We start from the raw sequence: 22,668 nt of genomic DNA, 5'->3' as shown, positions 1-22,668 counted from the left end.
GGCAGAACCACCACCATCCTTGGTGATGGAACCGCCCGGTGATCAGCCCAGCCCGGCGACGGCCTGCTGCAGGGCGTCGTGGCGGCTGAGGGTGGTGCGCTCCAGCGGCAGCTTGGCGTACAGCCCGAGCTTCTCGAGGCGCTGGCGGGTGGTGCCGCTGGCACCGACCACGAACACCTGACGACCCTTCTCGATCGCTTCCTCGACGGCGAGCTCCACCGCCAGGGCCGCGGTGACGCCAAGGTGGGAGACCTCGGTGAGATCGAACACCACGGCCTTGCAGACGCCGATGGCGTTGTGCTCGCGGCCGATCGCCTTGGCCACACCGAAGATCATCGCGCCGGTGAGCTGGAATAGCAGCACCTCCCCCTTGCCCTGGTCGAGGAGGGTCTTCTCCTCGGGGTTGAGCAACAGGTCGCCGTCGCCGGTGGAGACCGACTTGACCGACTTGCTCTGCAGAGCGCTCATCTTGTCGATCGTGAGGATGTTGGCGATGAACACGCCGATCCCCACGGCGGCAATCAGGTCCACCAGCACGGTGAGCCCGATCACCAGATACATGATCAGCGCCCCGGTGATCGAGATGCGGTGGGCGCGCTTGAGGAAGCCCCAGTCGACGATGTCGAAACCCACCTTCAGGGCAATGCCGGCCAGAACGGCCTGGGGAATCTGGGCCGCCAACCGGGTGCCGGCCAGGATCACCAGCATCAGGATCAGGGCGCGGCTGATGCCGGACAGGGCACTGCGCCCGCCTGCCTGGATGTTGACGACGGTGCCCATGGTGGCGCCAGCGCCGGCAATGCCACCGAACAGACCGGAAACGAGGTTGCCCAGGCCCTGGCCGATCAGTTCCTTGTTGGGATCGTGCTCGGTACGGGTGATGCTGTCGGCGATCACGGCGGTGAGCAGGGCGTCGATGCAGCCGAGCATGCCGAGCACCGCGGCATCGATCAGCATCACCTGGAGCTGGGGCAGCGCGAAGTGGGGCAACCGCAGGCTGGGGAAACCGGAGGCGATCTCACCAATGCGGCGGATGTCCTCGCCGCCACCGCCGGTGAGCAGGGTGAGGGAGAGGACCGTGCCCAAGACCAGCGCGATCAGCTGGGGCGGGGCCACCTTCTTGATCTGGCCCGGCGTGAACCAGAGGATCGCCAGGGTGACCACGGCCAGGGTGACTTCAGCGGGCCGGGCGTTGGCCAGCAGCGAGGGCACGTTCGTGAGGGTGCCGAGCACACCACCTTTGGGGATGGCCTGACCCAGGAAAGGACCGAATTGCAGCACCATCAGGATGATCCCGATGCCGCTCATGAAGCCCGAGATCACCGTGTAGGGCATCTGGGTGATGTAGCGGCCCAGCTTCAGCATCCCGAAGACGATCTGGAACACACCGGCCAGCATCACCACGGTGAAGGCCATGGCCAGGCCGTTCTCAGGATCCCGGGCGGTGAGGCTGGCGATGACGGCCGTCATCACCACCGTCATCGGACCGGTGGGCTCGGAGATCAGAGTGGGCGTACCGCCGAACAGGGCGGCGAACAGGCCCACCAGCACGGCGCCCCAGAGGCCGGCAGCGGCACCGGCACCGGAGGCCACGCCGAAAGCAAGGGCCATCGGCAGGGCGATCACCGCAGCCGTGACCCCGCCGAAGATGTCGCCTTTGATGTTCTGGGTGCTGATGTGATTCAGCAGGCGGAAAGGCGGAGGCCCTGGAGGGGATGAAACAGTTGCCATCACTACAGACAGGCGTGGTGGGCGCAACCATAGGGGTTACTCAGGACGGCTGGGTGTCTTCAGGCTTGTCAGGACCATGGCCGAAGAGAATCGCAATCTTGCCCCGTGCTGGCCGAGCCTCCCTGCCGGCAAGTTTCCGCCTGCTTGCTTCAGAACCCGTCAGGCCTGGATCGCACAGCGTCACCCTTGAAGGGGTGCGGACTGGGGATGGAATCAGATGAGCGATTCATGCCCAGACAAGGGGCATGCAGCCGGGGACTTTCGGAGGCTGCGGCATTCCGCTTAGACGCCCAGACATCTTGGTATATCACGGTTCCTGAGAGAACAGGCAGAACTGACTTGACCAGCCCAGGCCTCCCTTTCCCTCGTCCCAGCCGGCGATCCGTAAGCTCCTGAATACGAAGTGGACGTGTAGTTCATGACTTGCCTATACGCGACGCAGCGTAGTGATGTGCAATAACTATGCCAGTCACATCTGCCGAACAAGAACACGACTCGCGACATGCATCGACTGCTCGCTTGTTTATAGCAGAACGCGTGGAGATAACAATGCCTTATGGCTCCTATTGCTCAAATAAAGTCTTCGCAAACCTGCTACCTTCCACAGACTTCATTCAGGAGCCGCGAACTCACAACGTGAATTTTCTTTCCGACTTCATCCCGCTCTTCCTGGAGCAGCTTCAGTCCCCGACCCTCGGATTCCTGATCGGAGGCATCATCGTCGCCTCGCTTGGCAGCCAGCTGGCCATTCCAGATTCAATCTACAAGTTCATCAGTTTCTTCCTGCTGATGAAGATCGGCTTGACCGGCGGGATCGCCATTCGCAATTCCAACCCTTCCGAGATCCTGCTCCCGGCTCTCGCGGCCGTGCTGATTGGCATCGTGATCGTTTTCATCGGTCGTTACACCCTGGGGAAACTGCCCGGCATCACGGTGCCTGACGCCGTCGCCACGGGTGGCCTGTTCGGCGCGGTGAGTGGCTCCACGCTGGCGGCGGTCCTGCCACAGCTGGATTCCGCCAAGATCCCCTATGAGGCCTGGACGGCGGCCCTCTATCCCTTCATGGACATTCCGGCCCTGGTGACGGCGATCGTGGTGGCCAGCGTTTATCTCAGCAAGCGAAACGACAACGCCTCCGAAAAAGTCGAGATCTGGCCGATCATCCAAGAGAGCATGCAGAGCTCGGCGGTCACGTCGCTGCTCCTGGGCGTGGCCCTCGGCATTCTCACCAAGCCCGAGCCCGTCTATGAGAGCTTCTTCAACCCTCTGTTCCGCGGTTTCCTCGCGATTCTGATGATCATCATGGGGATGGAGGCCGCCCAACGCATGAACGAGCTGCGCAAGGTGGCCCAGTGGTTTGCCATCTATGCCTTCTTTGCGCCGATCGTGCATGGTTTTCTGGCCTTCGGTCTTGGCCTGATCATTCACAAAATCACCGGCTTCAGCATCGGTGGCGCTGTCGTTCTAGCAGTGATCGCAGCGTCAAGCTCGGATATCTCGGGCCCGCCGACCCTTCGCGCTGGCATCCCGTCGGCCAACCCTTCGGCCTACATCGGTGCTTCCACAGCCATCGGCACGCCCGTGGCCATCGCCATCTGCATCCCCCTGTTCATTGGGCTTGCCGAGATGATGGGGTGATCATCGCTCGTTAAACTTTCCAATCCACAACCATACGGAGGCTAAGGTCATGAGTCAACAGGTCTGGAAGCTGGTGATCGTTGCGGAGGAAATCCTCTCCAAGAAACTGATCAAGATCATCAAGGCGGCAGGTGCCACCGGTTACACCGTCAATGCAGCGGGTGGAGAAGGTAGCCGCAATGTGCGCTCCACGGGAGAGCCCAGCGTGTCCCACACCCTTTCGAATGTGAAAATCGAAGTGCTCACAGGTACCCGCGAGCTGGCTGACGAGATCACCCGTGCGATCGAAGCCAAGTATTACGCGGACTTCTCGATCATCACTTACATCTACCAGGTGGAGGCCCTGCGCGATCACAAGTTCTGATCCACCAGGATCACTGGCTGCCGCTGAAATCTCCTGATTCCATGGCCAGCTCGGCCCTCAACTCCAGCTCTCCGTCCCGATCAATCACCAGCATCGATCACCACCGCTGATCGGAGCCATCACCTTCTCGAGTGGATTCCGACTTGTTAAAGGCAACCGATTGCCCTGGATTCCACCTAAAACTGCACCCACCCCCAAACCCACCTGATGGATTTTTTGCCCACGCTGCTGATGGAAGTCGGCAACCACCAAGTTGAAGTGACGGAAACCCTGATCGGGGTTGGACGTTTTCTTGTGATTTTCGTGGCAGCCCGCTTGATGGCAGAGCTGATGGTCCGCCTGCAACTGCCCACCATCCTGGGCGAACTGGTCGCCGGGGTGATCATCGGCGCCTCCGGCCTGCATCTGGTCGTGCCCCCTGAGGCCCAGGCCCAGCTGAGCGGCGCCGTCCTCGGGCTGCTCAGCTCCCTGGGCGGAATGACGCCTGACGCCATCACCTCCCTCTATGGCGAGACGTTCTCCAGCCTCAAGGTGGTGGCCGAGATCGGCCTGTTCTCGCTGCTCTTCCTGACGGGCCTGGAGAGCGAGCTCGATGAACTCGTGGCCGTGGGGGTCCAGGCCGGCACCGTGGCCTTCACCGGGGTGGTGTTGCCCTTCGCCGCCGGCACCGCCGGCCTCTACTACCTCTTCCACGTGCCGTTCATCCCTTCCCTCTTCGCCGGCGCCGCCATGACGGCCACCTCGATCGGCATCACCGCGAGCGTGTTCGGTGAGCTGCAATGGCTGAAGCGCAAGGAAGGCCAGATCGTCATCGGTGCCGCCGTGCTCGACGACATCCTCGGCATCGTGATCCTGGCGGTGGTGGTCTCCCTGGCTGGTGGCGGTTCCTTCACCCTGGGGCCGATCGTCAAGCTGTGCACCGCGGCGGTGATCTTCGTGGCGATCGCCCTGGTGCTCAGCCGCTACGCCGCTCCGGCCTTCGACTGGGTGGTGGATCAGCTCAAAGCCCCCGGTGATGTGGCGGTGGCCAGCTTCGTGGTCCTCACCCTCTGCTGCTTCGCCGCCCAGGCGATCGGCCTTGAGGCCGCCCTGGGGGCCTTCGCCGCCGGCCTGATCCTGAGCGCCTCCAAGCACACCCACGACATCGAAACGGCCGTCAAACCCCTGGTGGCCCTGTTCGCCACGGTGTTCTTCGTGCTGATCGGCACCGGCATGGACCTGTCGGTGCTGAACCCCTTCGATCCCGCCAACCGCGAGGGTCTGGTGGTGGCCCTGTTCCTGCTGGTGGTGGCCGTGGTCGGCAAGGTGGCCGCCGGCTGGACCTACACCAGCAAAGACCCCACCAACCGGCTGGTGGTGGGTCTGGGGATGATGCCCCGCGGGGAAGTCGGTCTGATCTTCCTGGGCCTGGGCAACCAGGCCGGCATCCTCACCCCGGCCCTCGAAGCCGCCATCCTGTTGATGGTGATCGGCACCACCTTCCTGGCCCCGGTTCTGCTGCGGGTCGTGATCGGTGGTCAGTCGGAGACCGCGGCCCAGACCACCTGAGCCGCCCGGCCTGGCGGCCCATCCGATTCGCCGCCCGGCCGGTACCCCCGATATCCATCCCCTCCATCCATGGGCGTCGCCGATCCGAACGGCTCCACCACCATCACCCTGGCCCCGCCGTTCCCGGCCCTGCGCCGCGGCCGGCTCGAGACCCTGCAGGTGAACCTGGGCTATCGCTGCAACCAGAGCTGCAGCCACTGCCACGTCAACGCCGGCCCCAGCCGCACCGAGATGATGGATCCCCAGACCATCGCCCTGGTGCCGGCGGTGCTGCAGGCCCGGGGCCTCACCAGCCTCGATCTCACCGGTGGCGCGCCGGAGCTGCATCCCGGCTTCCGCGACCTGGTGCGCCAGGCCCGAGGGCTGGGGGTGGCGGTGATCGACCGCTGCAACCTCACCATCCTCAGTGAGCCCGGCCAGGAGGACCTGGCCGCGTTCCTGGCCCAGCAGGGGGTGAAGGTGGTGGCCTCCCTGCCCTGCTACAGCGCCGACAACGTTGACCGGCAGCGCGGCGATGGGGTGTTCGAGCGCAGCCTTTCTGGCCTGCGCCAGCTCAACGCCCTCGGCTACGGCGACGTCAACTCAGGCCTGGAGCTGGATCTGGTCTACAACCCCCAGGGACCGCAACTGCCGCCCCCCCAGGCCGCCCTGGAGGCCGACTACCGGCGCGAGCTGGCCGATCGCTTCGGCCTCCGCTTCAACCGGCTGTTCACAATCACCAACATGCCCATCCAGCGCTTCGCGGCGGTGCTGCGCCAGCAGGGGCAGCTGGAGGGCTACATGGCCCTGCTGCGCCAGCACCACAACCCGGCCAACCTGGCCCAGGTGATGTGCCGCTCCACCCTCAGCGTCGACTGGCAGGGCTTCCTGTTCGACTGCGACTTCAACCAGATGCTCGGCTTGCCCATCGGCCAGGGCAGACCCCGGGCCCACCTGCGCCAGTTGCTGGAGCAGGACCCCGATGGTGAGCCGATCGCCGTGGCGGATCACTGTTTCGGCTGCAGCGCCGGCGCCGGCTCCAGCTGTGGGGGCGCCCTGAGCTGAAGCCCCCTGGGCCGCTCAGCGGCTCTGGCGATTCAGGTCCCAGTTGTAGGGGAGGTAGGAGAGGCGAAAATCGCCGCCCAGGATCAGCGCCCGCTCCTGGGCGGGGACGTAGCGGGCGACGAAGCGCAGCACGGCACTCTGCTTCTGGTGGCCCGGCACGGCCGCCGCCTGCGGATCGGCGCGCGGCCAGTCCTCGGCGAACCACTGAAAGATCTGGGAGAGCTGCACCGTTCCGGCGGCCCGGTCGATCTTCAGGCCCACGGGGCTGGCCAGCCAGCGGGTGGTCTGATCCTCCAGTTGCCGCTCCAGCGCCGCCCCCGTGAAGGCCTCCTGCCGCAACGGCGGGCAGCTGATGGCGGCGCACACCAGGGCCGCGTGGATGCGGGGCTCGTTGTACTCGCGCCGCAGGATCTCGTGCTCGATCGCATCGAGGGTGAGGCCACGGCCCATCAGCTGGTGGCGGCGGAACTTCCACACACCGGGGATGGCCTTGATGCTGGGCCGGATCGGATCGTTTTCAATGATCGCGCGCAGGGTGAAGCCGTTGTAGGCGTTGATCAGGACGGCGATCTGCTCGGCTTCCGACCAGGAGGCGAAGCGCTCGGGCGCCAGAGCGCCCAGCGCCTCGAGATAGCGATCGAGCTGGGCCGGATCCCGTTGCAGGGCGGCGTAATCCACCAGGCCCCGCCCATCCACCACCGACCGCAGCACCGCGTTGAAGGGGGCTGGATCGAGGGGGGGCTGGGGGGCCACGGCCGCCAGCGAGGGGCGGCTGGCGTCGCCAGCCATCAATGGCGTGGCCGGCCCGCGGCCGCAGCCCGTGGCGGTGATCAGCACCAGGCCGCAGACCAGGAGCAACGGGGTGCGTGAACGGACGGGAACCATGGCAGGGCGAAAGCAGACACGCTGTTTACCGGCGAGCGGGCGATTCGGTTCGACCGCGGGCGCTGAGCAGCAGCCCCAGCAGCAGGGGCAACCAGAGCAGCAGCCGTTCCGGGGTCGTGAGCTGCCAGTTGGGCACCCGCGAGGGCAGCACGAAATACACAAACGCGGAGAGGCTCACCAGCCGCGCCCCCCAGTTCTGGCTGGGCACGGCGAAGGGCATCAGCCAGATGAAGTACCAGGCGTGCACCACCGGGGAGAGCAGCAGCACCACCACCAGGTAGCGCCAGGCGAAAACGCCCAGCCGGGCGCTGGTGGGGAGCAGCACCGCCAGCGCCAGGAGCAGCAGCAGCCCATGCACGGCATTGGTCTGCAGGGTCCAGGGCCAGAGCTGGCCGATCCAATGCGGCAACCACTCGGCGCTGCGGCCGTGGCGGATGAAGGTGGAGCCGGTGGGCAGCAGCGGGCAGCTGCGCAGGCCGCAGAACAGGGAGGCCCCCAGCAGCAGCGGCGCCAGCCCCAGCAGCAGGGTGCTGAGCATGGGCCCGGGCCGCCGAAACTGCCACCAGCGGCTCCAGGCTCGCTGCAGCAGCAGCGGCAGGGTGATCCACTTCAGGGCCACGCTCAGCCCCAGCAACAGGTCGACCCAGGCCTGGGGGCGGCGACCCTGGGGCGGGGGGTCCCGCTCAGCCAGCAGCCAGGCGGCCACCAGCGGCAACAGGAACCAGCTGTCGTAATGGCCGCCGCCGCTGATGCTGTAGATCACCAGCGGATTCCAGGCGTAGAGCGCCGTACGTGCCGCGCCGAAACGGGCCGCCAACAGCGCGCAGATCGCCAGGTCGGCGGCCGTGAACGAGAGCTTGAACAGCAGCACCTGCTGGGCCACGGCGGCATGCAGCTGGAACAGCAGCTGCGCCAGCGGCGGATAGATGGCGGTGGTGTCGGGGTGGTTGATCAACGACCACCAGGGCGTGCGCAACCCCTCCAGCACCGCGGCGTCCGGTGCCAGGCGATAGGGATTGAACCCCTGCAGCTGGATCCCCCCCTCCCAGAGGTACCGCCAGATGTCATCACCGGGCTCCATGGCCAGCAGGGCCAGCCGCGTCAGCACCGCCACGGCCCAGAACAGGGCGCGGGGGATGGTGGGCAGCGACCAGGACAGGGCGAAACCCAGCCCCATCACCGCGGCCGCCAGCCAGAACGGCAGCAGATGGGCGGGCTCGAACACATGGCCGTGGGGCTGCATCAGCAGCGCCCCGACGATCAGCAGCAGGGCACTGGCCGGCAGCTGCAGCCGCCGCAGCCACAACAGGCCCAGCGTGAACAGGATCACGCTGCCGGCCCGGAGGCTCGCCCCCGGGCGTCCTGAAATCTTCGAGTCGCCCGCCAGGCGCGGGCGGTGGGCGATGGGAACCTCCCGGATGCGCAGGCCCAGCTCGACCGCCCGCACCTGCATCTCCAGGGTCCAGCCGTAGCCGCGGTCGGCCATGGCCATGGCGTCGAAGGCCTCGCGCCGCACCAGGCGCAGCGGACCCATGTCGCGGTAGCGGAAGCCCCAGCCCAGGCCGATCAGCGTGGTGGCCAGCCGGTTGCCCCCCTGCTGCAGGGGCGTGAGCGAGGCGCGCCCCACGGCCGTGGCGGTGCGATCACCCAGGAGCAGGTCGTGGTCGGGCAGGAGCGCCAGGAAGCGGGGCAGCTCCTCGATGGGATCGCCACCGTCGCCGTCGCAGAACATCAGCCACTGCACCGCGGGGTCGAGGTTGAGGCAGCCGGCCCAGCAGGCCCGGCCGTAGCCGGGACGGGGTTCGCTGATCACCTCCGCCTCCAGCTGCCGGGCGATGGCCACACTGCGATCGCTGCTGCCGTTGTCGACGACCCGGATGCGGCGCAGCCCCTGGGCCTGCAGCTGGCCGATCACATGGGCCAGGGTGCTCTCCTCATTGCGCACCGGGATCACCACCTGAATGGCCTCCAGAGTCATGGGCGAACGCAGAGCGCAACAGCCCCCTCAGCCTGCCGGGCAATCCGCCGCGGAGCTTCGCCGGTAGCTGTTCAGACGCCCCTGTTGCATGCCCCCACCCCCCTCGCCTTCCCGCTGGCGCCAGCTGCTGCTGCTCACCGCCATCGCCCTGGTGGTGGCCCTGTTCTTCGGGCTCGGCCTGCACCGCCAGCTCACCCTGGAGGCCCTGCAGCGGGCCCATGGCGCCCTGCTGGAGCGGCGCCAGCAGTCGCCCCTGCTGGTGGGGGGCGCCTATGTGGCGCTGTACGTGCTGGTGGCGGCCCTGTCGCTGCCGGGGGCCGCGGTGCTCACCCTGGCCGGCGGGGCGATCTTCGGGGCGGGGGTGGGCACCCTGCTGGTGTCGTTCGCCTCCAGCATCGGCGCCCTGCTGGCCTTCCTGGTGGCCCGCACCCTGCTGCGCGATCTGGTGCGGCGGCGCTTCGGCCGCCAGCTGGCGCCGATCGAGGCGGGCGTGGCGCGCGATGGGGTGTTCTACCTGCTCAGCCTTCGGCTGGCGCCGGTGTTCCCCTTCTTCCTGGTGAACCTGCTGATGGCGCTGACGCCGATCCGGGCGGCCAGCTACTACCTCACCAGCCAGATCGGCATGCTGCCCGGCACGTTCGTGTACGTGAACGCCGGCACCCAGCTGGGCCAGCTGCGTGGGCTCGGCGGCATCCTCAGCCCGCCGCTGCTGGGGTCCCTGCTGCTGCTGGCCCTGTTCCCCTGGCTGGCCAAGGCGGCCATCGGCCGCTGGCAGACCTGGCGGCTCTACCGCCCCTGGCAACGGCCACGCCGCTTCGATCGCAACCTGATCGTGATCGGCGCCGGCGCGGCGGGATTGGTGACCTCCTACATCGCCGCCACGGTGAAGGCGCGGGTGACGCTGGTGGAACGCAGCGCCATGGGCGGCGACTGCCTCAACACCGGCTGTGTGCCCAGCAAGGCGCTGATCAGCTCGGCCCGGCTGGCGGCACGCCTGCGACGGGCCGACCGCTACGGACTCGAGCCGATGGAACCGCGGCTGAGCGTGCGTCAGGTGCTGGCGCGGGTGGCCGCCAAGGTGGAGGCCGTGGCCCCCCATGACAGCGTCGCGCGTTACGAGGGCCTGGGGGTGGAGGTGCTGCGCGGCCAGGCCCGCCTGCTGGATCCCTGGACCGTGGCGATCCGCACCGGCGCGGGCACCGAACAGCGGCTCACGGCCAGGGCGATCGTGCTGGCCACTGGCGCCGAGCCGGTGCGGCCCGACTGGCCCGGGAGCGAGGCGGTGCCCCTGCTGACCAGTGAAACCGTCTGGGGCTGGCTGGCCCACTGCCCGCTGGAGCGGCCGCGGCTGGCGGTGCTGGGGGGCGGGCCGATCGCCTGCGAACTGGCCCAGGCCCTGGCCCAGCTGGGCCTGCCGATCACCCAGATCCAGCGCACCGACCGCCTGCTGCGCAAGGAGGACGCCGATGTGGCCGCCGAGGTGCAGCAGGGCCTGGAGGCCGACGGCGTCCGACTGCTCCTCGGCACCCAGGTGCTTGGCTTCGAGCCGGATCTCTCCCCCGGCGGGGGGGTGACGGTGCTGGTGCGGCAGGGGGAGCGGCAGGAGCGGATCGCCTGTGATGCCGTGCTCTGCGCCCTGGGCCGCCGCGCCCGGCTGCAGGGCTACGGCCTTGAGGAACTGGGCATTCCAACCGGCGCCACGATCACCACCAACGCCTTGCTGCAGACGATCTACCCGAACATCTACGCCGCCGGTGATGTGGCCGGGCCGTTCCAGTTCACCCACACCGCGGCCCACCAGGCCTGGTACGCCGCGGTGAATGCCCTGTTCGGCCAGTTTCGCTCCTTCAAGGTGGACGACCGCGTCATCCCGCGCACCACCTTCACCGAACCGGAGGTGGCCACGGTGGGGCTCACCGAAGCCGAGGCGGCCGCCCAGGGGGTGGCGGTGGAGGTGACGCGCTTCCCCCTGCACGAACTCGATCGCGCCATCGTGGACAGTGTCGAGCAGGGGTTCGTGAAAGTGCTCACCTCACCCGGCAGCGACCAAATCCTCGGCGCCACGATCGTGGGAGAGCACGCCGGCGAACTGCTGGCTGAGATCGTGCTGGCCATGAAGTGGGGCCTGGGATTGGGCAAGATCTTCGGGACGATCCACGCTTACCCCACCCTGGCCGAGGCCAACAAGTACGCCGCCGGCGTCTGGAAGAAGCAGCGGGTGCCCCAGCACCTGCTGCCCTGGCTGCGCCGCTACCACGCCTGGCGGCGTCAGGGCTGAGCTCCACCCCACCGCACCAAGGACACACCCGCCCCTTAACCCCCACCATGACCAGCGCCACCGACCTCCACCGCAGCGTTCAGGAGTACTACGGCTCCACCCTGAGCAGCAGCGCCGACCTGCGCACCAACGCCTGCTGTGATGCCAGCAGCGTGCCCGCACCCCTGCGCCCCCTGCTGGCCCGCCTGCACCCCGAGGTGCTCAGCCGCTACTACGGCTGCGGCCTGGTGGTGCCGCCGTTGCTGGAGGGCCTGCGGGTGCTCGACCTGGGTTGCGGCAGCGGCCGCGATGTGTATCTGCTGGCCCAGCTGGTGGGGGCCGGCGGTGAGGTGGTGGGCGTCGACATGACGCCGGAGCAGCTGGAGGTGGCCCGGCGCCACAGCCAGCACCACGCCGAGGCGTTCGGCTACGCCAATGTGCGCTTCCTGGAGGGCCGCATCGAGCAGCTGGAGGCCCTGCCCCTGGAGCCCGGCAGCTTCGATCTGGTGATCTCCAACTGCGTGGTCAACCTTTCGCCCGACAAGCTGGCGGTGCTGAACGGGGTGCGGCGGCTGCTGAAGCCCGGTGGCGAGTTCTTCTTCGCCGACGTCTACGCCGATCGGCGCGTGCCCGAAGCCCTGCGTCACGACCCGGTGCTGCACGGCGAGTGCCTCAGCGGCGCCCTCTACTGGAATGACTTCCTGCGGCTGGCGCGGTGCTCCGGCTTCGCCGATGCCCGCCTGGTGGACGACCGCCCCCTGGAGATCACCGACCCGGAGCTGGCCGGGCGCACCGGGGCGATCCGCTTCTTCTCCGCCACCTACCGCCTGTTCCATATCGAGGCGCTGGAGGACGCCTGCGAGGACCACGGCCAGGCGGTGATCTACCGCGGCAGCATCGCCGGCCACCCCGACGCCCTGCCCTTCGACAAGCACCACCGCATCGAGACGGGCCGGGTGTTTCCGGTCTGCGGCAACACCTTCCGCATGCTGGCCGAAAGCCGGTTGGCGCCCCACTTCGACTTCATCGGCGATTTCAGCCGCCACTACGGATTGTTTGAGGGCTGCGGCACGGCCCTGCCGTTCGGCGGGCCCGAGGCGACGACGGCTGACCCAGCCGCGGCAGCCACTCCCGCAAAGACGTCTGCAACGAGCGGCTCCTGCTGCTGAAGCGGGGCCCCGCCCAGGGCGCCTCAGCTGGGAGCGACATCGGAGGGGCGCAGGCGCTTGATGGTGTCGCCCAGCCGGCGCAGGTTGGCCTGCGCCACTCGCCACTGGGCGATGGTGTGCAGAACGATGAAGGCGAGAAAGGTATAAGAAAGCCAGAAGTGCAGGCTGCGGCCCACATCCACCATCGCCTTGTTCTCTGGAAACAGATCGGTAATCACAAGGCCGAAGAAAGCAACATTTCCTGCCTTGAAGGAATTGGACAGCAGCAATCCGGCCAGTGGAACCACCACCATGAAGCCATAAAGCAAGGCATGCAGCAGCATGTTGCGCCACCACTTCGGACTGAGCCGAGGAAGGTGCCGGGTGTACTTCTTCCACCACACCTGAAGCAGTACCACGATCCGCCAAAGCAGCAGGGCGATGGTGAGCAGGCCGATCGACTTGTGAACGTCGTAAAGGGAGCCGCGAAAGGACACCTCCCGACTCAGCTGGGCCATGAAGGCGCCGCCGATGAACAACAGCAGATAGAAGCCTGCCATCCACCAATGCACCGACATCAATCACTGAAAGGCCGAGGTGAACCGTGGTTTTCGGGCTGTGGTGAGGGCCTGGTTCATGGGGGTGGGCTCAGGCAGCAGAAGAACTGGATAGGTGCGGCTGTGTCATCGGCAAACAACCCCCATCTCTGGTCGTGGGAGCTTATCTCCGCTAAATCGGACCCACTGTTCATCGGAGGCGCTATTCGCGCCAGTCGTCCAGCAAGCCTTGAGCGGCTCAAGGGCGAGGACCAGCGGGCCTCCGGCGCCGACGGCTCTTGCCGCTGAAGCGACGCAACAAGCGCGGCAACCGGGGGATTGGATCGCCGTCCTGGAGCAGGTGCAGCCAGCTGCTGGCCTCCAGGCCCACGAAGGCCGTCAGCAGCAGGGGCCGCTGGGCGCGCCAGAGCTCCTGGCCCCGCTGCAGAACGTCGCCAGGCGGCGGGGCCCCCAGGGGCCCAAGGGCGGCACAGGCCGCCAGCACCATTAACGCCAGCCACCCAAGCCGCAGGCTCGTGCCGAGCAGGGGGCTGTGGGAGAACAGGGAGCGGTGGCTGAGCAACCGGCGGTAGGGCCACCACAGCAGCCGCAGCGGCCCCCAGCGGCGGCTGGCGTTGGAGTGGGTGTCGAGATCGGGGGAGAGCCAGAGGCCGCCGACCAGGAAGGCGCCGGCGGCGACGGCCGCGCCCACGGGCCCCAGGGCCGGCCACCAGAGCAGCCCGAACGGCAGGGCCAGCCGTCGGGTGGCGCGATCGTGGCTGCGGCCGCTGGCCATCGCCGGAGTTCGGACGCTGCCGGCAACGTACCGGCCAACGGTCCGCGGCGCCCCTTCCGCCAGAATGGCGCCATCGCCCGATTAGCTCAGCGGTAGAGCGCCTGCCTTACAAGCAGGATGTCGCTGGTTCGAAACCGGCATCGGGCATCAGGGCATCGCCGTGCCAGGCCAGGCGGCTCTTCCCGCCCAGACCGCGCAGGTGGGGCGCAGCAACGCGTCGCGATGGCCCGCTCCCTCGTGAACCAGCCCCCGAATTCACACACCGGCGAGGAGGGGATCGAGCTGGTGACGCAAGACGCCTCATTGGCCAAGCCCTTGGGCGGATCATCCTGAGCCAGGACGGGCAGTTTCAGAACGTTGCAGGGCCGATGGGCAAGGCCGCCTTCGCCGGCTCAGGGCCTTGGAAGAGGACGATCCGGTCCTTCTCTCCTTTCGCCGAATACATCGCCAGATCGGCATTTCTGAGAAGGATCTCGGCAGCATGTCCATGGGCGGGGAAGATGGCGATTCCAAGGCTGACCTGCACCCTGAGAACCTCCTTACGGAGAACAAAGGGCTCGGCAACACTCGCCACCATCTTCTTGGCTACATGCGTAACATCTTCAGGACTTCCAACTTCCACCAAAAGGCAGACGAATTCATCCCCTCCCCCCAGCGACTGACCATGTCTTCCTCTCGCACCACTAACGCCAAGCGCGCAGCCACCATCTGCAAGACCTCATCACCCGCATCATGACCATGGGCATCGTTGCTGGTTTTGAATTCATCCACATCAATGGAGAAAACCGCGAGCCCCCAACCATGACGCTTGGCCTGGGCCAGGGCAAGCTCCAGACGCTTTTCAAAGCCCAATCGATTGGGCAGATGAGTCAGTGGGTCCTCAAGGGTGAACTGCCTCCTTGCTTCGTCCGCTTGGTAACGAGAATCCAGCAAATCAACGCGGGCTTCATCCAGCTGGAACTTCGCGTCAGCAAGTTCACCCCTGACATCTGCTAGGCCTCTATTTCATTGGCAAGACTTCTATTCACATCGCCAAGGGCCAAGCCTGAGACGACGATAGATCGTTCCGTTGCTTTATTCTGAGCATAGGCGTCAACAATCTCCTGAGATACGCCCCGCTCTTGGTCGAATACAGCATTGACATCGCCGAGCTCAGCACCAGACTCATCGACATTTCTTTTGATGTCCTTGTTCCGACTCAGAAGGTCATCGAGCGAAGAGCTCTCGGCTGGTGGCTGCTTGCTGACTTTGTCCGATGTCATTCTCTTGTCGCCCATCACCAATGAACTCTTCACATGGGAAAAGAACCTTTTTTGATGCCGTGCCGCAGGAATGGGGCGTTGCCGCAGCGCCAACGCTTCCGTGCAGGCCCGTCTGGATGGCAGCCGCCATCACAACAGTGATCGCCCTCGCCAGAGCCGGGCGGCACCTGGCCCGCCACTGAGGTGGGCCCTGCCACTTCCTTGGCCTCGTCATCGCAGCGATCGCACGCAACCAGCGGGGCTGGTGGCTGCAGGGGGGATGAACAGACGGCGCGCGCTGGCCACTCCTGCCTGGGTCCCACCAAAGGATCCCGTCTAAAGTTGGTCATCTCGATGACCAACTCCATGCGACAGGTCACGGTGGCGGAGGCCAAAGCCCAGCTGTCGAGCCTGCTCGATGCGGTAGAGCAAGGCCAACCGGTGGTGATCACCAGACGCGGCAAAGCCATCGCTGAGCTGGTTCCCCGGCAGGCCGTGCGCGATCTCCTGCCCCAGCTCCAGGCTCTGCGGGACTCCCTGCCCCATCAGGCCACCGGCGGCGTCGAGACGATGCGAGCCCTGCGGGACGACGGCGGCTCCTGATGCTGTACGTGGACACCTGCGTGCTGCTGGCGGCCCTCACACCGGAGGCCCACTCCGGCGCCGCCGCGGCCTTCCTCGAGCAGGCCCCAGCGCCACTGGCGATCAGCCCCTGGAGTGCCACCGAGCTCCATTCCGCTCTCGGGCTCAAGCTGCGCACCGGGGCCCTGAGCCCCTCGCAGGCTGAGGCAGTGCTGCAGGGCTTTGATCGCAGCCTGGCGCCGGCTTTTCTGATGCTGGAGGTGGAACCCCAGGACTTCCGCAATGCCAACGCCTGTCTGCGCGGCTGGACCACGGCCCTGCGGGCGGCCGATGCGCTGCACCTGGCGATCGCCGCCGGACGGGGCGCCACCCTCTGCAGCCTGGATGCGCCGTTCGTGAGGGCCGCCCGGCAGCTGGGGCTCGAGGCCCGGCTGATCGGGGCTGATTGAAGCGTCTCTGGCGGCAAGCTCAGTGGTGCGGGATTCAGCCGAGCCCCTGTGACCCAGATCGATCCAACCCGCGCCAACATGGGACCCGCATGTTCCGCCAGCCGTGGACCTGACGGAGCTCATCCCGGGGATCCCCGCCCTCCTGGAGGACCTCGAGGACATCCTGGCCGGGCTCACCACGGTCGCCTGCCTGGAGCACATGAAATGGCTGGGGGCCTTCATGTGCATCACCCCGGTTCAGAAGAGCCTGGTGGGGGCCGCCACGACGGAGGAGGAAGGCTTTCGGCTGGTGAAGCGGCAGCGGCCGTCCCTGCTGGTGGTCAGCCAGAGACTGCAGGAGGGCACCGGGCTCTCGCTGGTGGAGCGCACGGAGGCGCTGGATCCCGCCATCCGGACCCTGCTGATCGCCGACGATGCCAACGAGGCCCTGGTGCGGGAGGCCCTGGCCCGGGGCTGCAACGGCATCTGCTTCGAGTCGGGCCTGTTCATGCCGGCGCTGCGGGTGGTGGCCGGCGGCGGCATCTACTACCCCCAGCCGGTGGCGGCGGTGCTGCGGCAGCAGCCGCCCGCGGCCCCGATCGAACCGCTGACCGAGCGCGAGCGGGTGGTCCTGAACCATCTGATGTTGGGCCTGACCGACCAGCGGATCAGCCAGGAACTGGTGGTCAGCACCGAGACCGTCAGGACCCATGTGAAGCACATCTTCCAGAAGCTCCAGGTCGACAACCGCACCAAGGCCGTCGTCAAGTCGATCGCCGCCGGGCTGATCAACCTGGAATCGGCCCTGGAGGGCCGCACCCCGGTCACCGGCTGAACCCCCTGCTCTGGGCCAATCCCCCGTTCTGGGGATGCGGGCGGAGGCTGCTCCAGGGGATGGTGGTCAGGACGGGGATGAACCGAGCGGCCTCCCGATGCCAAGCCGGGACATCGCCAGCCGTTCCCCCCCGGCTCCCCCAAGACCTCAGCAGCAATTCAGCGCACGATGGCCGTCCACCTCAGTTTCGCCGCGGCCGGGCACTCCCGCGTCTCAGAAATCATCCTGGCCGGCCGCACCGGCTTCTGGCTCTGCGACCCGGACCGGGTCCTGGCCCATGGCGTCGTCAAGCTCTACGAGCGCCACCCCGAGGGCGGCGACTTCGATCTCAACGACAGCGTCGTTGGTCCCTGGGTGGCCACCCTGACGGTCACCGGCGCCGACCGGGTGCAGTGGCTCGACCGGACCCGGACGATCATCGCCTTCGACCCCGCCAGCCTGACGACGGAGTACGTCACCAGCGTGCCCCCGTTCAACGTCTCCGGCGTGTACTACGACCCGGAGCCGATCGCCTGAGGGCAAGGCTGTGCTTTCAGTGCCGCCACGAAGTCCCCACTGCTGATCTGCTCGCCATAGCCGGCAAAGCACTCCAGGGCCGCGGCATGGCGCTCCGGCGTCGCAGCCTGGCAGGCGTCGTGGACGCACACGACGCAGTAGCCGCGGTCGGCGGCATCCTTCACGGTGTGGTCGATGCACTGGTCGGTGAGCAGGCCAATCACCACAAGGGTGCGAATGCCCAGGTTGCGCAGCAGGTAGTCGAGGCTGGTGGAGCTGAAGGGCGAGGAGGAGCTCTTGGGGAGCACCAGCTCATCGGCCAGGGGTACCAGCTCGGCGATCACCTCGGCGGCGCGGCTGCCGGGCGGGAAGCCCATGCCGCAGCGCTTGTAGTCAAAACTGCGGTCGCGCCCGTCGGCGGTGAGGTTGGCGATCAGGGTGTGGATCACCTCCAGGCCACCCTGCCGCGCTGCCGCCAGCGCTAGCTGGGCGTTCGGCAGGGTGGTGGCGCGGAAACGGCGATCGAAGTCCGGATCCGGCCGGGGCTGGGCGTCGCCGCAGGTGCCCTGCTGCAGGTCCACCAGCAGCAGGGCGGTGCCGCCCGGGTGGAGCCACTCCGCGGGTGAGCTCGACGGCATGCAGGCGGCGGCGATCCGTCCAATCATGGGGGCAGACGCTTGCTGGACCTGTGTCCACTCCCTCCTTGCCGATGGCCGCAGTGCTGGCAGAGCAGGGGATCCGCTGGGTGGCGATCACCTGGGTGAACCACGCGGGGGCGCCGCTGGTGAAGGTGGTGCCGCTGGCCGCGTTTGAGGCGGCGGTGGCGGTGGGGGTGGGCTTCTCACCGGTGGCCGATGCCTTCGGCGCCGACGGCACCATCGCTGCCGCCCATCGCCTGGCCCGGCCGGATGGCGACCTGCGCCTGCGGGCCGATGCCGGTGCCCTGGCGCCGCTGGAGCCGGGCAGCGGCTGGGCCTGGGCGCCGGGGGAGCGCTTCGAGCGCAGCGGCGTGGCCTACGCGGGCGACCAGCGCCACCTGTGCCGCCGCCACCAGGAGCTGCTGCAGCAGGCCGGGGTGGAACTGTGGGCCGGCTTCGAGCTGGAGTGGCTGGTGGCCAGCCCCGCTGCCGACGGCTCGCCGGTGCCGGCGGTCCCCGGTGGGCCCTATGGGGCCGATCGGCTGATGGAGGGCCTCGACTACGCCACGACCCTGCTCGAGGCCCTGGAGACGGCCGGCCTGCCCTGGCTGCAGTTCCACCCGGAATACGGCGCCAGCCAGTTCGAGCTGTCGCTGGCGCCGGGCACACCCCTGCAGGCCGCCGACCGGCTGGTGCACGCCAGGTTGCTGATCCAGCGGGTGACGCGCCGCTTCGGCTGGCGCTGCAGCTTCAGCCCCAAACCCAGCCTGGAGCGGGCGGGCAACGGCGGCCACCTGCACCTGAGCCTGCAACGCCATGGGGTGCCGCTGCTGGAGGGCGGTGACGGGGAGGCCGGCCTCCAAGCGCCGGGCTCCGGGGTGCTGGCGGCCCTGCTGGCGGAACTGCCGGCCCTGATGGCCCTGGCCTGCCCCCTGGCGGTGTCCTACCGGCGGCTGGGCCCGAGCTCCTGGTCGGCCCCCTTCCAGGTGTGGGGCGTGGAGAACCGCGAGGCGGCCCTGCGGCTGGTCCCCGCCGCGGCCGATGGCGTCCCGGCCCACCTGGAGCTGAAGGTGGCGGACCTGGCCGCCAATCCCTACCTGCTGCTGGGGGCCGCGGCGGCCGTGGTGGCCGACGGCCTGGCGCGCCCCCGGACCCTGCCGCCACCGGTGGTTGGTGATCCGGCCAAGTTGCCCGCCGGTGCGGTGCCGCGCCTGCCCACCAGCCTGGCGGAGGCCTCGGCCTCCTTCGCCGCCAGTGGCCTGCTGCGCCAGGCCCTGGGGGAAGCGCTGCACGGCTCCCTGCTCGACAGCCAGGCGGCAGAGGCGCGGCGGGCGGCGGACCTCAGCGAGGCGGAGCTGGTGGCGGCGGACGCCTGGTGGCCGGTGGTGGGGGGGATTGGCTGAGCGCCACCCCTCAGCCCGCCACCGTCACCCGATCACGCCCCGCGGCCTTGGCGGCGTAGAGCGCGCCGTCGGCAGCGCGCAGCCCGCTCTCCAGCGCGGCCAGGCCCAGCCCCTGCAGCGGCGCCAGACCGGCAGAAAGGGTGACCCGTCGTTCGGGCGCCCCTGGATGGGGCACCATCGCCGCCGCCGCCCGCAGCCGCTCAACCAGGGGCCGGGCGCCCTCGGCGTCCACCCCGGGCAGCACCAGCGCGAACTCTTCGCCGCCCACTCGCGCCAGCACGTCGCCCGGGCGCAGCACACCCCGCATGGCCGTGGCCGCCTCGCGCAGCACCGCATCGCCGGCCGCGTGGCCCCAGCCGTCGTTGATGGCCTTGAAATGGTCGATGTCGAGCATGGCCCCGGCCACCGGCCGGCCGTCGCGGGCGGCGGTGGCAAGGGCGGCGGTGGCCGCCTCGGCGAAGCCCTCGCGGTTGGGCAGGCCGGTCAGCGGGTCGCGCCGCGCCGCGGCGGCCAGCTCGACCTCCAGCACGTCGCGCTGGCGCAAGGTGGCCAGCGCGGCGAGCACCTGGGCGGGGATGGAGATGTCGAGCAGCACCCATACCCAGCTGCGCCAGCCGATCGGGTCTCCCGGCTGACCGAGCGCCACGTGCAGCCCGTCTTCAAGGGCAAACACCCCGAGGGCCAGCATCACCACCGCCGCCAGCCGCGACCTCCAGCGCCGCTGCCGCGCCTGACCAGGCAATCGGGCCCGACGCAGCGCGCCCCGCGCGGCCAGGGCGCAGAGGATCGCCGTCGCGCCACGCAGCAACAGGAAAGCGAGATCGGCGGTGGTCACAGGGTCAGGATCTCGGTCACCCCTCAGCCGGTGCTCGGTGGGTGCTTCACACAACACTAGGGAGGCAGCGAGATGGAGCCATGGGCGGGGGCCCTCCGGCCCTCCCAAGGCGCCCATCCCCAGCCAGACTCCCCCCACCCAGGTCCTTCGCTCCATGGCACCCCTCCGCCCATGACCTTCGCGGTGGCCCTGGGGATGCTGGAGCGGGAGGGCCGCTGGCTGCTTCAGCTCCGTGACGACATCGAGGGCATCGTCCATCCGGGCTGCTGGGGCCTGTTCGGCGGCCACCTCGATCCGGGGGAACGGCCGGAGCAGGCGATCCTGCGCGAGCTGGAGGAGGAGATCGGCTGGGTAGCGCCGGCGCTACCGCTCTGGTTCGAGCACCACGATGCCCAGCTCAGTGCCTACTACTTCCGCGGCCCCCTCACGGTGCCCCTTTCGGCGCTGCAGCTGAACGAGGGGCAGGACATGGTGATGGCCAGCCTCGATGAGTTGCGCAGCGGCCAGATCTGGAGCCCAAGGCGGCGGGAGCGGCGCGGCCTGGCCCCCTCCCTGGAGCGGGTCGTGCAGCGACTCGGGCCAAAGAACTAAAAAAGGGTGAGTGATGCCTTAAGATCTGAGGTAATAGACCATTCTCCTGCGTCTCATGGTTGATGAGGATGCGCTTCTCGGCAAGATTGGCGACAATGACGCCGGGTTTCCGCAGACAGGTTGTGACGAGAGTCACTCCAACCATGGCGTCCAAAGGTCTGCCGTCCCCATCCGATTCCCTGACATGAGCCGCGCCTTGAAGGGGCACCCTGGGGTGAAGCGATGAGCAACGTCTGGTGCGTACGCGCTGGCGGAGGAATGTACGCAGACAACTTCCTCAAGGGCGGCTTCGTGGGCATCGGCTGGCGGGAGATCAGCGAGGATCTCGGCCCCATCAAGACCCGGGAGCAGCTCTATTCGGTGGTGCGGCGTTACTTCCCGGACATTCAAAGCGCGATCCTGCTCTCCAATTACGTCAACGAGATCCATCGCTTTCTGTTTGAAATCCAGCCCAATGACCATGTGATCATCCCTTCGACGGAGGCCGACCTGCTCAGCTACGGCGTCGTCGATGCCGGCACGCCCTACTACGACCCCAGCGGTGAAGACGGCTGTCCCTTGCGGCACCGCCGTCCCGTCACCTGGGCGGCAGAGCCGATCCGCCTGGACGATTTCACCACACCGTTCCGGGATTCCATCCGCACCCTCCTCGACGTTCCGGCCCACACCCGGATGCGGTCGCTGCTGACAGTGTTCATGGTGGAGCACAAGGCGGAATTCATCCGGGCCATCGGCCGGCCCGAGATGGCGGCCTCTGCCCAGCCGACCGCCCGGATGGAGTCGCACCGCATCGTGCTCGAACAGTTGATGCAGCTGACGCCACCCGAGTTCGAGCGGCTTGTGGTTCAGTTGCTCGATGCCCTGGGTTTCGAGGACTGGGAGCGGACCGAACACCACGGAATGCTGCGTGACGTCTTCGATGCCTACGGCGACATCACCCTGTCGTTCCCAGCCCGCATCCGCCTCCATGCCCGTTTTCACCGCGGCAACCTCGGGGCGCGCGTCGGCGCCGACGCGGTGCGGGAGCTGCGTCAGTTCATTCCCTTCGGCGGCCATGGCCTCTACATCACCACCGCCGATTTCCAGCCGGCAGCAGCGGCGGCGGCTGGGGAGGAGGGCTTCGCCAGGATCAGCCTCATCAACGGCCACCAGCTGGCCGACCTGATCGCCCGCCACTGGACCCACCTCCCGGGTGAGCTCCGGGATCGGCTTTCGCTCGAACAGGCCCTGGTGAGGAACTAGGGAAACGTGGGGCCGCTGCCCAGCAGCTCCACCTCCGGATCCTCCCGGAAGATGGTCAGCAGCTCGCCGTGCAGGGCCTCGGCCCAGGGGGCCGTGTCGATGAAGCCGAACCGCCGCCAGTTCCAGATCCGCGCGGCGCTGGCCCCGTCGCTGCAGCAGAACTCGCCCCCTTCCCCGTCGCTGGGGAGGCTGTAGACGCAGACCCCGAAGCGGAAGGGGGTTCCGGCCAGCTCCACCCACCAGCCCCAGTCTTCGCAGCAGACGAAGGGCACATCCCGGCCCAGGCGCTGCAGCTTCTCCTGCAGGTAGAGAGCCAGGGCTTTGCCCACAAGGCCCTCGTTCACCATCTCCTCGGCCTCACCGGGCAGCAGCGGGAATTTGGCTGACCTCAGGTGGATGAATTCCTTCATGGCCCCAACAAGGACATCCGGGTTGCCCCTGGGCGGACGGTAA

The 22,668-nt window shown here is 67.9% G+C and carries 25 protein-coding genes and 1 tRNA gene; 15 read left to right on the top strand and 11 right to left on the bottom strand.

Annotated features, from left to right (window positions below):
* Positions 1-42: 42 nt before the first annotated feature.
* Positions 43-1,731 (bottom strand): SulP family inorganic anion transporter, encoded by a 1,689-nt coding sequence (locus KBY95_RS08490; RefSeq protein ID WP_254964526.1) that lies wholly within the window; start codon positions 1,729-1,731, stop codon positions 43-45.
* Between the two features lie 636 nt (positions 1,732-2,367).
* Here KBY95_RS08490 and KBY95_RS08485 point away from each other — a divergent pair.
* The 4 genes from KBY95_RS08485 to arsS all read left to right on the top strand — a co-directional run bounded on the left by KBY95_RS08485 (position 2,368) and on the right by arsS (position 6,325).
* Positions 2,368-3,369, top strand: coding sequence for a sodium-dependent bicarbonate transport family permease (locus KBY95_RS08485; protein ID WP_254964541.1), 1,002 nt, complete (start codon positions 2,368-2,370; stop codon positions 3,367-3,369).
* 49 nt (positions 3,370-3,418) lie between these two features.
* Positions 3,419-3,733, top strand: coding sequence for a P-II family nitrogen regulator (locus KBY95_RS08480; RefSeq protein WP_254964525.1), 315 nt, complete (start codon positions 3,419-3,421; stop codon positions 3,731-3,733).
* Positions 3,734-3,940: 207 nt separating this feature from the next.
* On the top strand, positions 3,941-5,281 hold the full coding sequence (locus KBY95_RS08475) for a cation:proton antiporter (RefSeq protein WP_254964524.1): 1,341 nt from the start codon (positions 3,941-3,943) through the stop codon (positions 5,279-5,281).
* A 69-nt stretch (positions 5,282-5,350) separates the two neighbouring features.
* Entirely contained in the window at positions 5,351-6,325 is a 975-nt protein-coding gene (gene arsS / locus KBY95_RS08470) for an arsenosugar biosynthesis radical SAM (seleno)protein ArsS (protein WP_254964523.1), read from the top strand.
* A 15-nt stretch (positions 6,326-6,340) separates the two neighbouring features.
* Here the strand turns inward: arsS and KBY95_RS08465 are convergent, their stop codons facing one another.
* Together KBY95_RS08465 and KBY95_RS16275 are read right to left on the bottom strand one after the other, a co-directional pair.
* Positions 6,341-7,210, bottom strand: coding sequence for a DUF547 domain-containing protein (locus KBY95_RS08465; RefSeq protein WP_254964522.1), 870 nt, complete (start codon positions 7,208-7,210; stop codon positions 6,341-6,343).
* Positions 7,211-7,235: 25 nt separating this feature from the next.
* Positions 7,236-9,188, bottom strand: a complete 1,953-nt coding sequence (locus KBY95_RS16275) for a glycosyltransferase family 2 protein (RefSeq protein WP_261353577.1) — start codon at positions 9,186-9,188, stop codon at positions 7,236-7,238.
* Between the two features lie 88 nt (positions 9,189-9,276).
* Here KBY95_RS16275 and KBY95_RS08450 point away from each other — a divergent pair, with 88 nt between their 5' ends.
* Positions 9,277-11,466: an FAD-dependent oxidoreductase gene (locus KBY95_RS08450; protein ID WP_254964521.1), complete on the top strand. Its 2,190-nt coding sequence runs from the start codon at positions 9,277-9,279 to the stop codon at positions 11,464-11,466.
* Positions 11,467-11,513: 47 nt separating this feature from the next.
* A complete protein-coding gene (locus KBY95_RS08445) occupies positions 11,514-12,614 on the top strand; it encodes a methyltransferase domain-containing protein (RefSeq protein WP_254964520.1) in 1,101 nt (366 codons plus the stop codon).
* A 23-nt stretch (positions 12,615-12,637) separates the two neighbouring features.
* Here the strand turns inward: KBY95_RS08445 and KBY95_RS08440 are convergent, their stop codons facing one another.
* The gene (locus KBY95_RS08440) at positions 12,638-13,171 is read right to left on the bottom strand and encodes a cytochrome b (RefSeq protein WP_254964519.1); all 534 of its coding nucleotides are present in this window, start codon (positions 13,169-13,171) and stop codon (positions 12,638-12,640) included.
* Positions 13,172-13,388: 217 nt separating this feature from the next.
* Positions 13,389-13,925: a metal-binding protein gene (locus KBY95_RS08435; protein WP_254964518.1), complete on the bottom strand. Its 537-nt coding sequence runs from the start codon at positions 13,923-13,925 to the stop codon at positions 13,389-13,391.
* Positions 13,926-14,000: 75 nt separating this feature from the next.
* Between KBY95_RS08435 and KBY95_RS08430 the strand changes: the two genes are divergently transcribed.
* Positions 14,001-14,072 (top strand) — tRNA-Val (locus KBY95_RS08430).
* Between the two features lie 202 nt (positions 14,073-14,274).
* On the opposite strand, the gene KBY95_RS16495 is transcribed toward KBY95_RS08430, so the two are convergent.
* Both KBY95_RS16495 and KBY95_RS16490 read right to left on the bottom strand, forming a co-directional pair.
* A complete protein-coding gene (locus KBY95_RS16495) occupies positions 14,275-14,547 on the bottom strand; it encodes a diguanylate cyclase domain-containing protein (protein ID WP_396094902.1) in 273 nt (90 codons plus the stop codon).
* Positions 14,511-14,777: a GGDEF domain-containing protein gene (locus tag KBY95_RS16490; RefSeq protein ID WP_396094935.1), complete on the bottom strand. Its 267-nt coding sequence runs from the start codon at positions 14,775-14,777 to the stop codon at positions 14,511-14,513. Before KBY95_RS16490 ends, KBY95_RS16495 begins: the two co-directional genes overlap by 37 nt.
* Here KBY95_RS16490 and KBY95_RS08420 point away from each other — a divergent pair.
* Positions 14,658-14,921 carry a hypothetical protein gene (locus KBY95_RS08420; RefSeq protein ID WP_254964516.1) on the top strand — a complete coding sequence of 88 codons (264 nt, stop codon included), beginning with the start codon at positions 14,658-14,660 and terminating at the stop codon, positions 14,919-14,921. The two genes, KBY95_RS16490 and KBY95_RS08420, sit on opposite strands and share 120 nt — an antisense overlap.
* Here KBY95_RS08420 and KBY95_RS08415 read toward each other — a convergent pair.
* On the bottom strand, positions 14,918-15,280 hold the full coding sequence (locus tag KBY95_RS08415; protein WP_254964515.1) for a hypothetical protein: 363 nt from the start codon (positions 15,278-15,280) through the stop codon (positions 14,918-14,920). The genes KBY95_RS08420 and KBY95_RS08415 overlap by 4 nt on opposite strands.
* Before the next feature lie 252 nt (positions 15,281-15,532).
* On the opposite strand from KBY95_RS08415, the gene KBY95_RS08410 reads away from it, so the two are divergent.
* From KBY95_RS08410 to KBY95_RS08395, 4 genes are all read left to right on the top strand, one after another.
* Positions 15,533-15,769, top strand: a complete 237-nt coding sequence (locus tag KBY95_RS08410; RefSeq protein WP_254964514.1) for a type II toxin-antitoxin system Phd/YefM family antitoxin — start codon at positions 15,533-15,535, stop codon at positions 15,767-15,769.
* Positions 15,769-16,197: a type II toxin-antitoxin system VapC family toxin gene (locus tag KBY95_RS08405; RefSeq protein WP_254964513.1), complete on the top strand. Its 429-nt coding sequence runs from the start codon at positions 15,769-15,771 to the stop codon at positions 16,195-16,197. Before KBY95_RS08410 ends, KBY95_RS08405 begins: the two co-directional genes overlap by 1 nt.
* Positions 16,198-16,300: 103 nt before the next feature.
* Positions 16,301-17,011, top strand: a complete 711-nt coding sequence (locus KBY95_RS08400) for a response regulator transcription factor (protein ID WP_254964512.1) — start codon at positions 16,301-16,303, stop codon at positions 17,009-17,011.
* A 168-nt stretch (positions 17,012-17,179) separates the two neighbouring features.
* Entirely contained in the window at positions 17,180-17,527 is a 348-nt protein-coding gene (locus KBY95_RS08395) for a hypothetical protein (RefSeq protein ID WP_254964511.1), read from the top strand.
* On the opposite strand, the gene KBY95_RS08390 is transcribed toward KBY95_RS08395, so the two are convergent.
* Complete coding sequence (locus KBY95_RS08390) at positions 17,503-18,171, bottom strand: cysteine hydrolase family protein (RefSeq protein WP_254964510.1); 669 nt, start codon at positions 18,169-18,171, stop codon at positions 17,503-17,505. The two genes, KBY95_RS08395 and KBY95_RS08390, sit on opposite strands and share 25 nt — an antisense overlap.
* Positions 18,172-18,215: 44 nt before the next feature.
* On the opposite strand from KBY95_RS08390, the gene KBY95_RS08385 reads away from it, so the two are divergent.
* Positions 18,216-19,547 carry a glutamine synthetase gene (locus tag KBY95_RS08385; RefSeq protein WP_254964540.1) on the top strand — a complete coding sequence of 444 codons (1,332 nt, stop codon included), beginning with the start codon at positions 18,216-18,218 and terminating at the stop codon, positions 19,545-19,547.
* A 10-nt stretch (positions 19,548-19,557) separates the two neighbouring features.
* Here KBY95_RS08385 and KBY95_RS08380 read toward each other — a convergent pair whose 3' ends face one another.
* Positions 19,558-20,382, bottom strand: coding sequence for a GGDEF domain-containing protein (locus KBY95_RS08380; protein ID WP_254964509.1), 825 nt, complete (start codon positions 20,380-20,382; stop codon positions 19,558-19,560).
* A 171-nt stretch (positions 20,383-20,553) separates the two neighbouring features.
* Here KBY95_RS08380 and KBY95_RS08375 point away from each other — a divergent pair, with 171 nt between their 5' ends.
* Positions 20,554-20,973, top strand: coding sequence for an NUDIX hydrolase (locus KBY95_RS08375; protein ID WP_254964508.1), 420 nt, complete (start codon positions 20,554-20,556; stop codon positions 20,971-20,973).
* A gap of 222 nt (positions 20,974-21,195) precedes the next feature.
* Positions 21,196-22,215: a restriction endonuclease gene (locus tag KBY95_RS08370; RefSeq protein WP_254964507.1), complete on the top strand. Its 1,020-nt coding sequence runs from the start codon at positions 21,196-21,198 to the stop codon at positions 22,213-22,215.
* On the opposite strand, the gene KBY95_RS08365 is transcribed toward KBY95_RS08370, so the two are convergent.
* Positions 22,212-22,625, bottom strand: coding sequence for a hypothetical protein (locus KBY95_RS08365; RefSeq protein ID WP_254964506.1), 414 nt, complete (start codon positions 22,623-22,625; stop codon positions 22,212-22,214). The genes KBY95_RS08370 and KBY95_RS08365 overlap by 4 nt on opposite strands.
* Positions 22,626-22,668: the final 43 nt, after the last annotated feature.

Source organism: Cyanobium sp. Aljojuca 7A6 (assembly GCF_024346455.1).
Classification (GTDB): Bacteria; Cyanobacteriota; Cyanobacteriia; order PCC-6307; family Cyanobiaceae; genus Cyanobium.
This window is presented reverse-complemented; position numbering and strand designations above follow the sequence as displayed.

Excerpts from the sequence above, each read along its gene's own strand:
- KBY95_RS16275 (WP_261353577.1), bottom strand. The coding sequence starts at position 9,188 with ATGACTCTGGAGGCCATTCAGGTGGTGATCCCGGTGCGCAATGAGGAG.
- KBY95_RS08480 (WP_254964525.1), top strand. The coding sequence starts at position 3,419 with ATGAGTCAACAGGTCTGGAAGCTGGTGATCGTTGCGGAGGAAATCCTC.
- KBY95_RS08465 (WP_254964522.1), bottom strand. The coding sequence starts at position 7,210 with ATGGTTCCCGTCCGTTCACGCACCCCGTTGCTCCTGGTCTGCGGCCTG.
- KBY95_RS08365 (WP_254964506.1), bottom strand. The coding sequence starts at position 22,625 with ATGAAGGAATTCATCCACCTGAGGTCAGCCAAATTCCCGCTGCTGCCC.
- KBY95_RS08450 (WP_254964521.1), top strand. The coding sequence starts at position 9,277 with ATGCCCCCACCCCCCTCGCCTTCCCGCTGGCGCCAGCTGCTGCTGCTC.
- arsS (WP_254964523.1), top strand. The coding sequence starts at position 5,351 with ATGGGCGTCGCCGATCCGAACGGCTCCACCACCATCACCCTGGCCCCG.
- KBY95_RS08445 (WP_254964520.1), top strand. The coding sequence starts at position 11,514 with ATGACCAGCGCCACCGACCTCCACCGCAGCGTTCAGGAGTACTACGGC.
- KBY95_RS08490 (WP_254964526.1), bottom strand. The coding sequence starts at position 1,731 with ATGGCAACTGTTTCATCCCCTCCAGGGCCTCCGCCTTTCCGCCTGCTG.
- KBY95_RS08435 (WP_254964518.1), bottom strand. The coding sequence starts at position 13,925 with ATGGCCAGCGGCCGCAGCCACGATCGCGCCACCCGACGGCTGGCCCTG.
- KBY95_RS08475 (WP_254964524.1), top strand. The coding sequence starts at position 3,941 with ATGGATTTTTTGCCCACGCTGCTGATGGAAGTCGGCAACCACCAAGTT.
- KBY95_RS08390 (WP_254964510.1), bottom strand. The coding sequence starts at position 18,171 with ATGATTGGACGGATCGCCGCCGCCTGCATGCCGTCGAGCTCACCCGCG.
- KBY95_RS08370 (WP_254964507.1), top strand. The coding sequence starts at position 21,196 with ATGAGCAACGTCTGGTGCGTACGCGCTGGCGGAGGAATGTACGCAGAC.
- KBY95_RS08375 (WP_254964508.1), top strand. The coding sequence starts at position 20,554 with ATGACCTTCGCGGTGGCCCTGGGGATGCTGGAGCGGGAGGGCCGCTGG.
- KBY95_RS08420 (WP_254964516.1), top strand. The coding sequence starts at position 14,658 with ATGACCATGGGCATCGTTGCTGGTTTTGAATTCATCCACATCAATGGA.
- KBY95_RS08395 (WP_254964511.1), top strand. The coding sequence starts at position 17,180 with ATGGCCGTCCACCTCAGTTTCGCCGCGGCCGGGCACTCCCGCGTCTCA.
- KBY95_RS08405 (WP_254964513.1), top strand. The coding sequence starts at position 15,769 with ATGCTGTACGTGGACACCTGCGTGCTGCTGGCGGCCCTCACACCGGAG.
- KBY95_RS08410 (WP_254964514.1), top strand. The coding sequence starts at position 15,533 with ATGCGACAGGTCACGGTGGCGGAGGCCAAAGCCCAGCTGTCGAGCCTG.
- KBY95_RS08385 (WP_254964540.1), top strand. The coding sequence starts at position 18,216 with ATGGCCGCAGTGCTGGCAGAGCAGGGGATCCGCTGGGTGGCGATCACC.
- KBY95_RS08440 (WP_254964519.1), bottom strand. The coding sequence starts at position 13,171 with ATGTCGGTGCATTGGTGGATGGCAGGCTTCTATCTGCTGTTGTTCATC.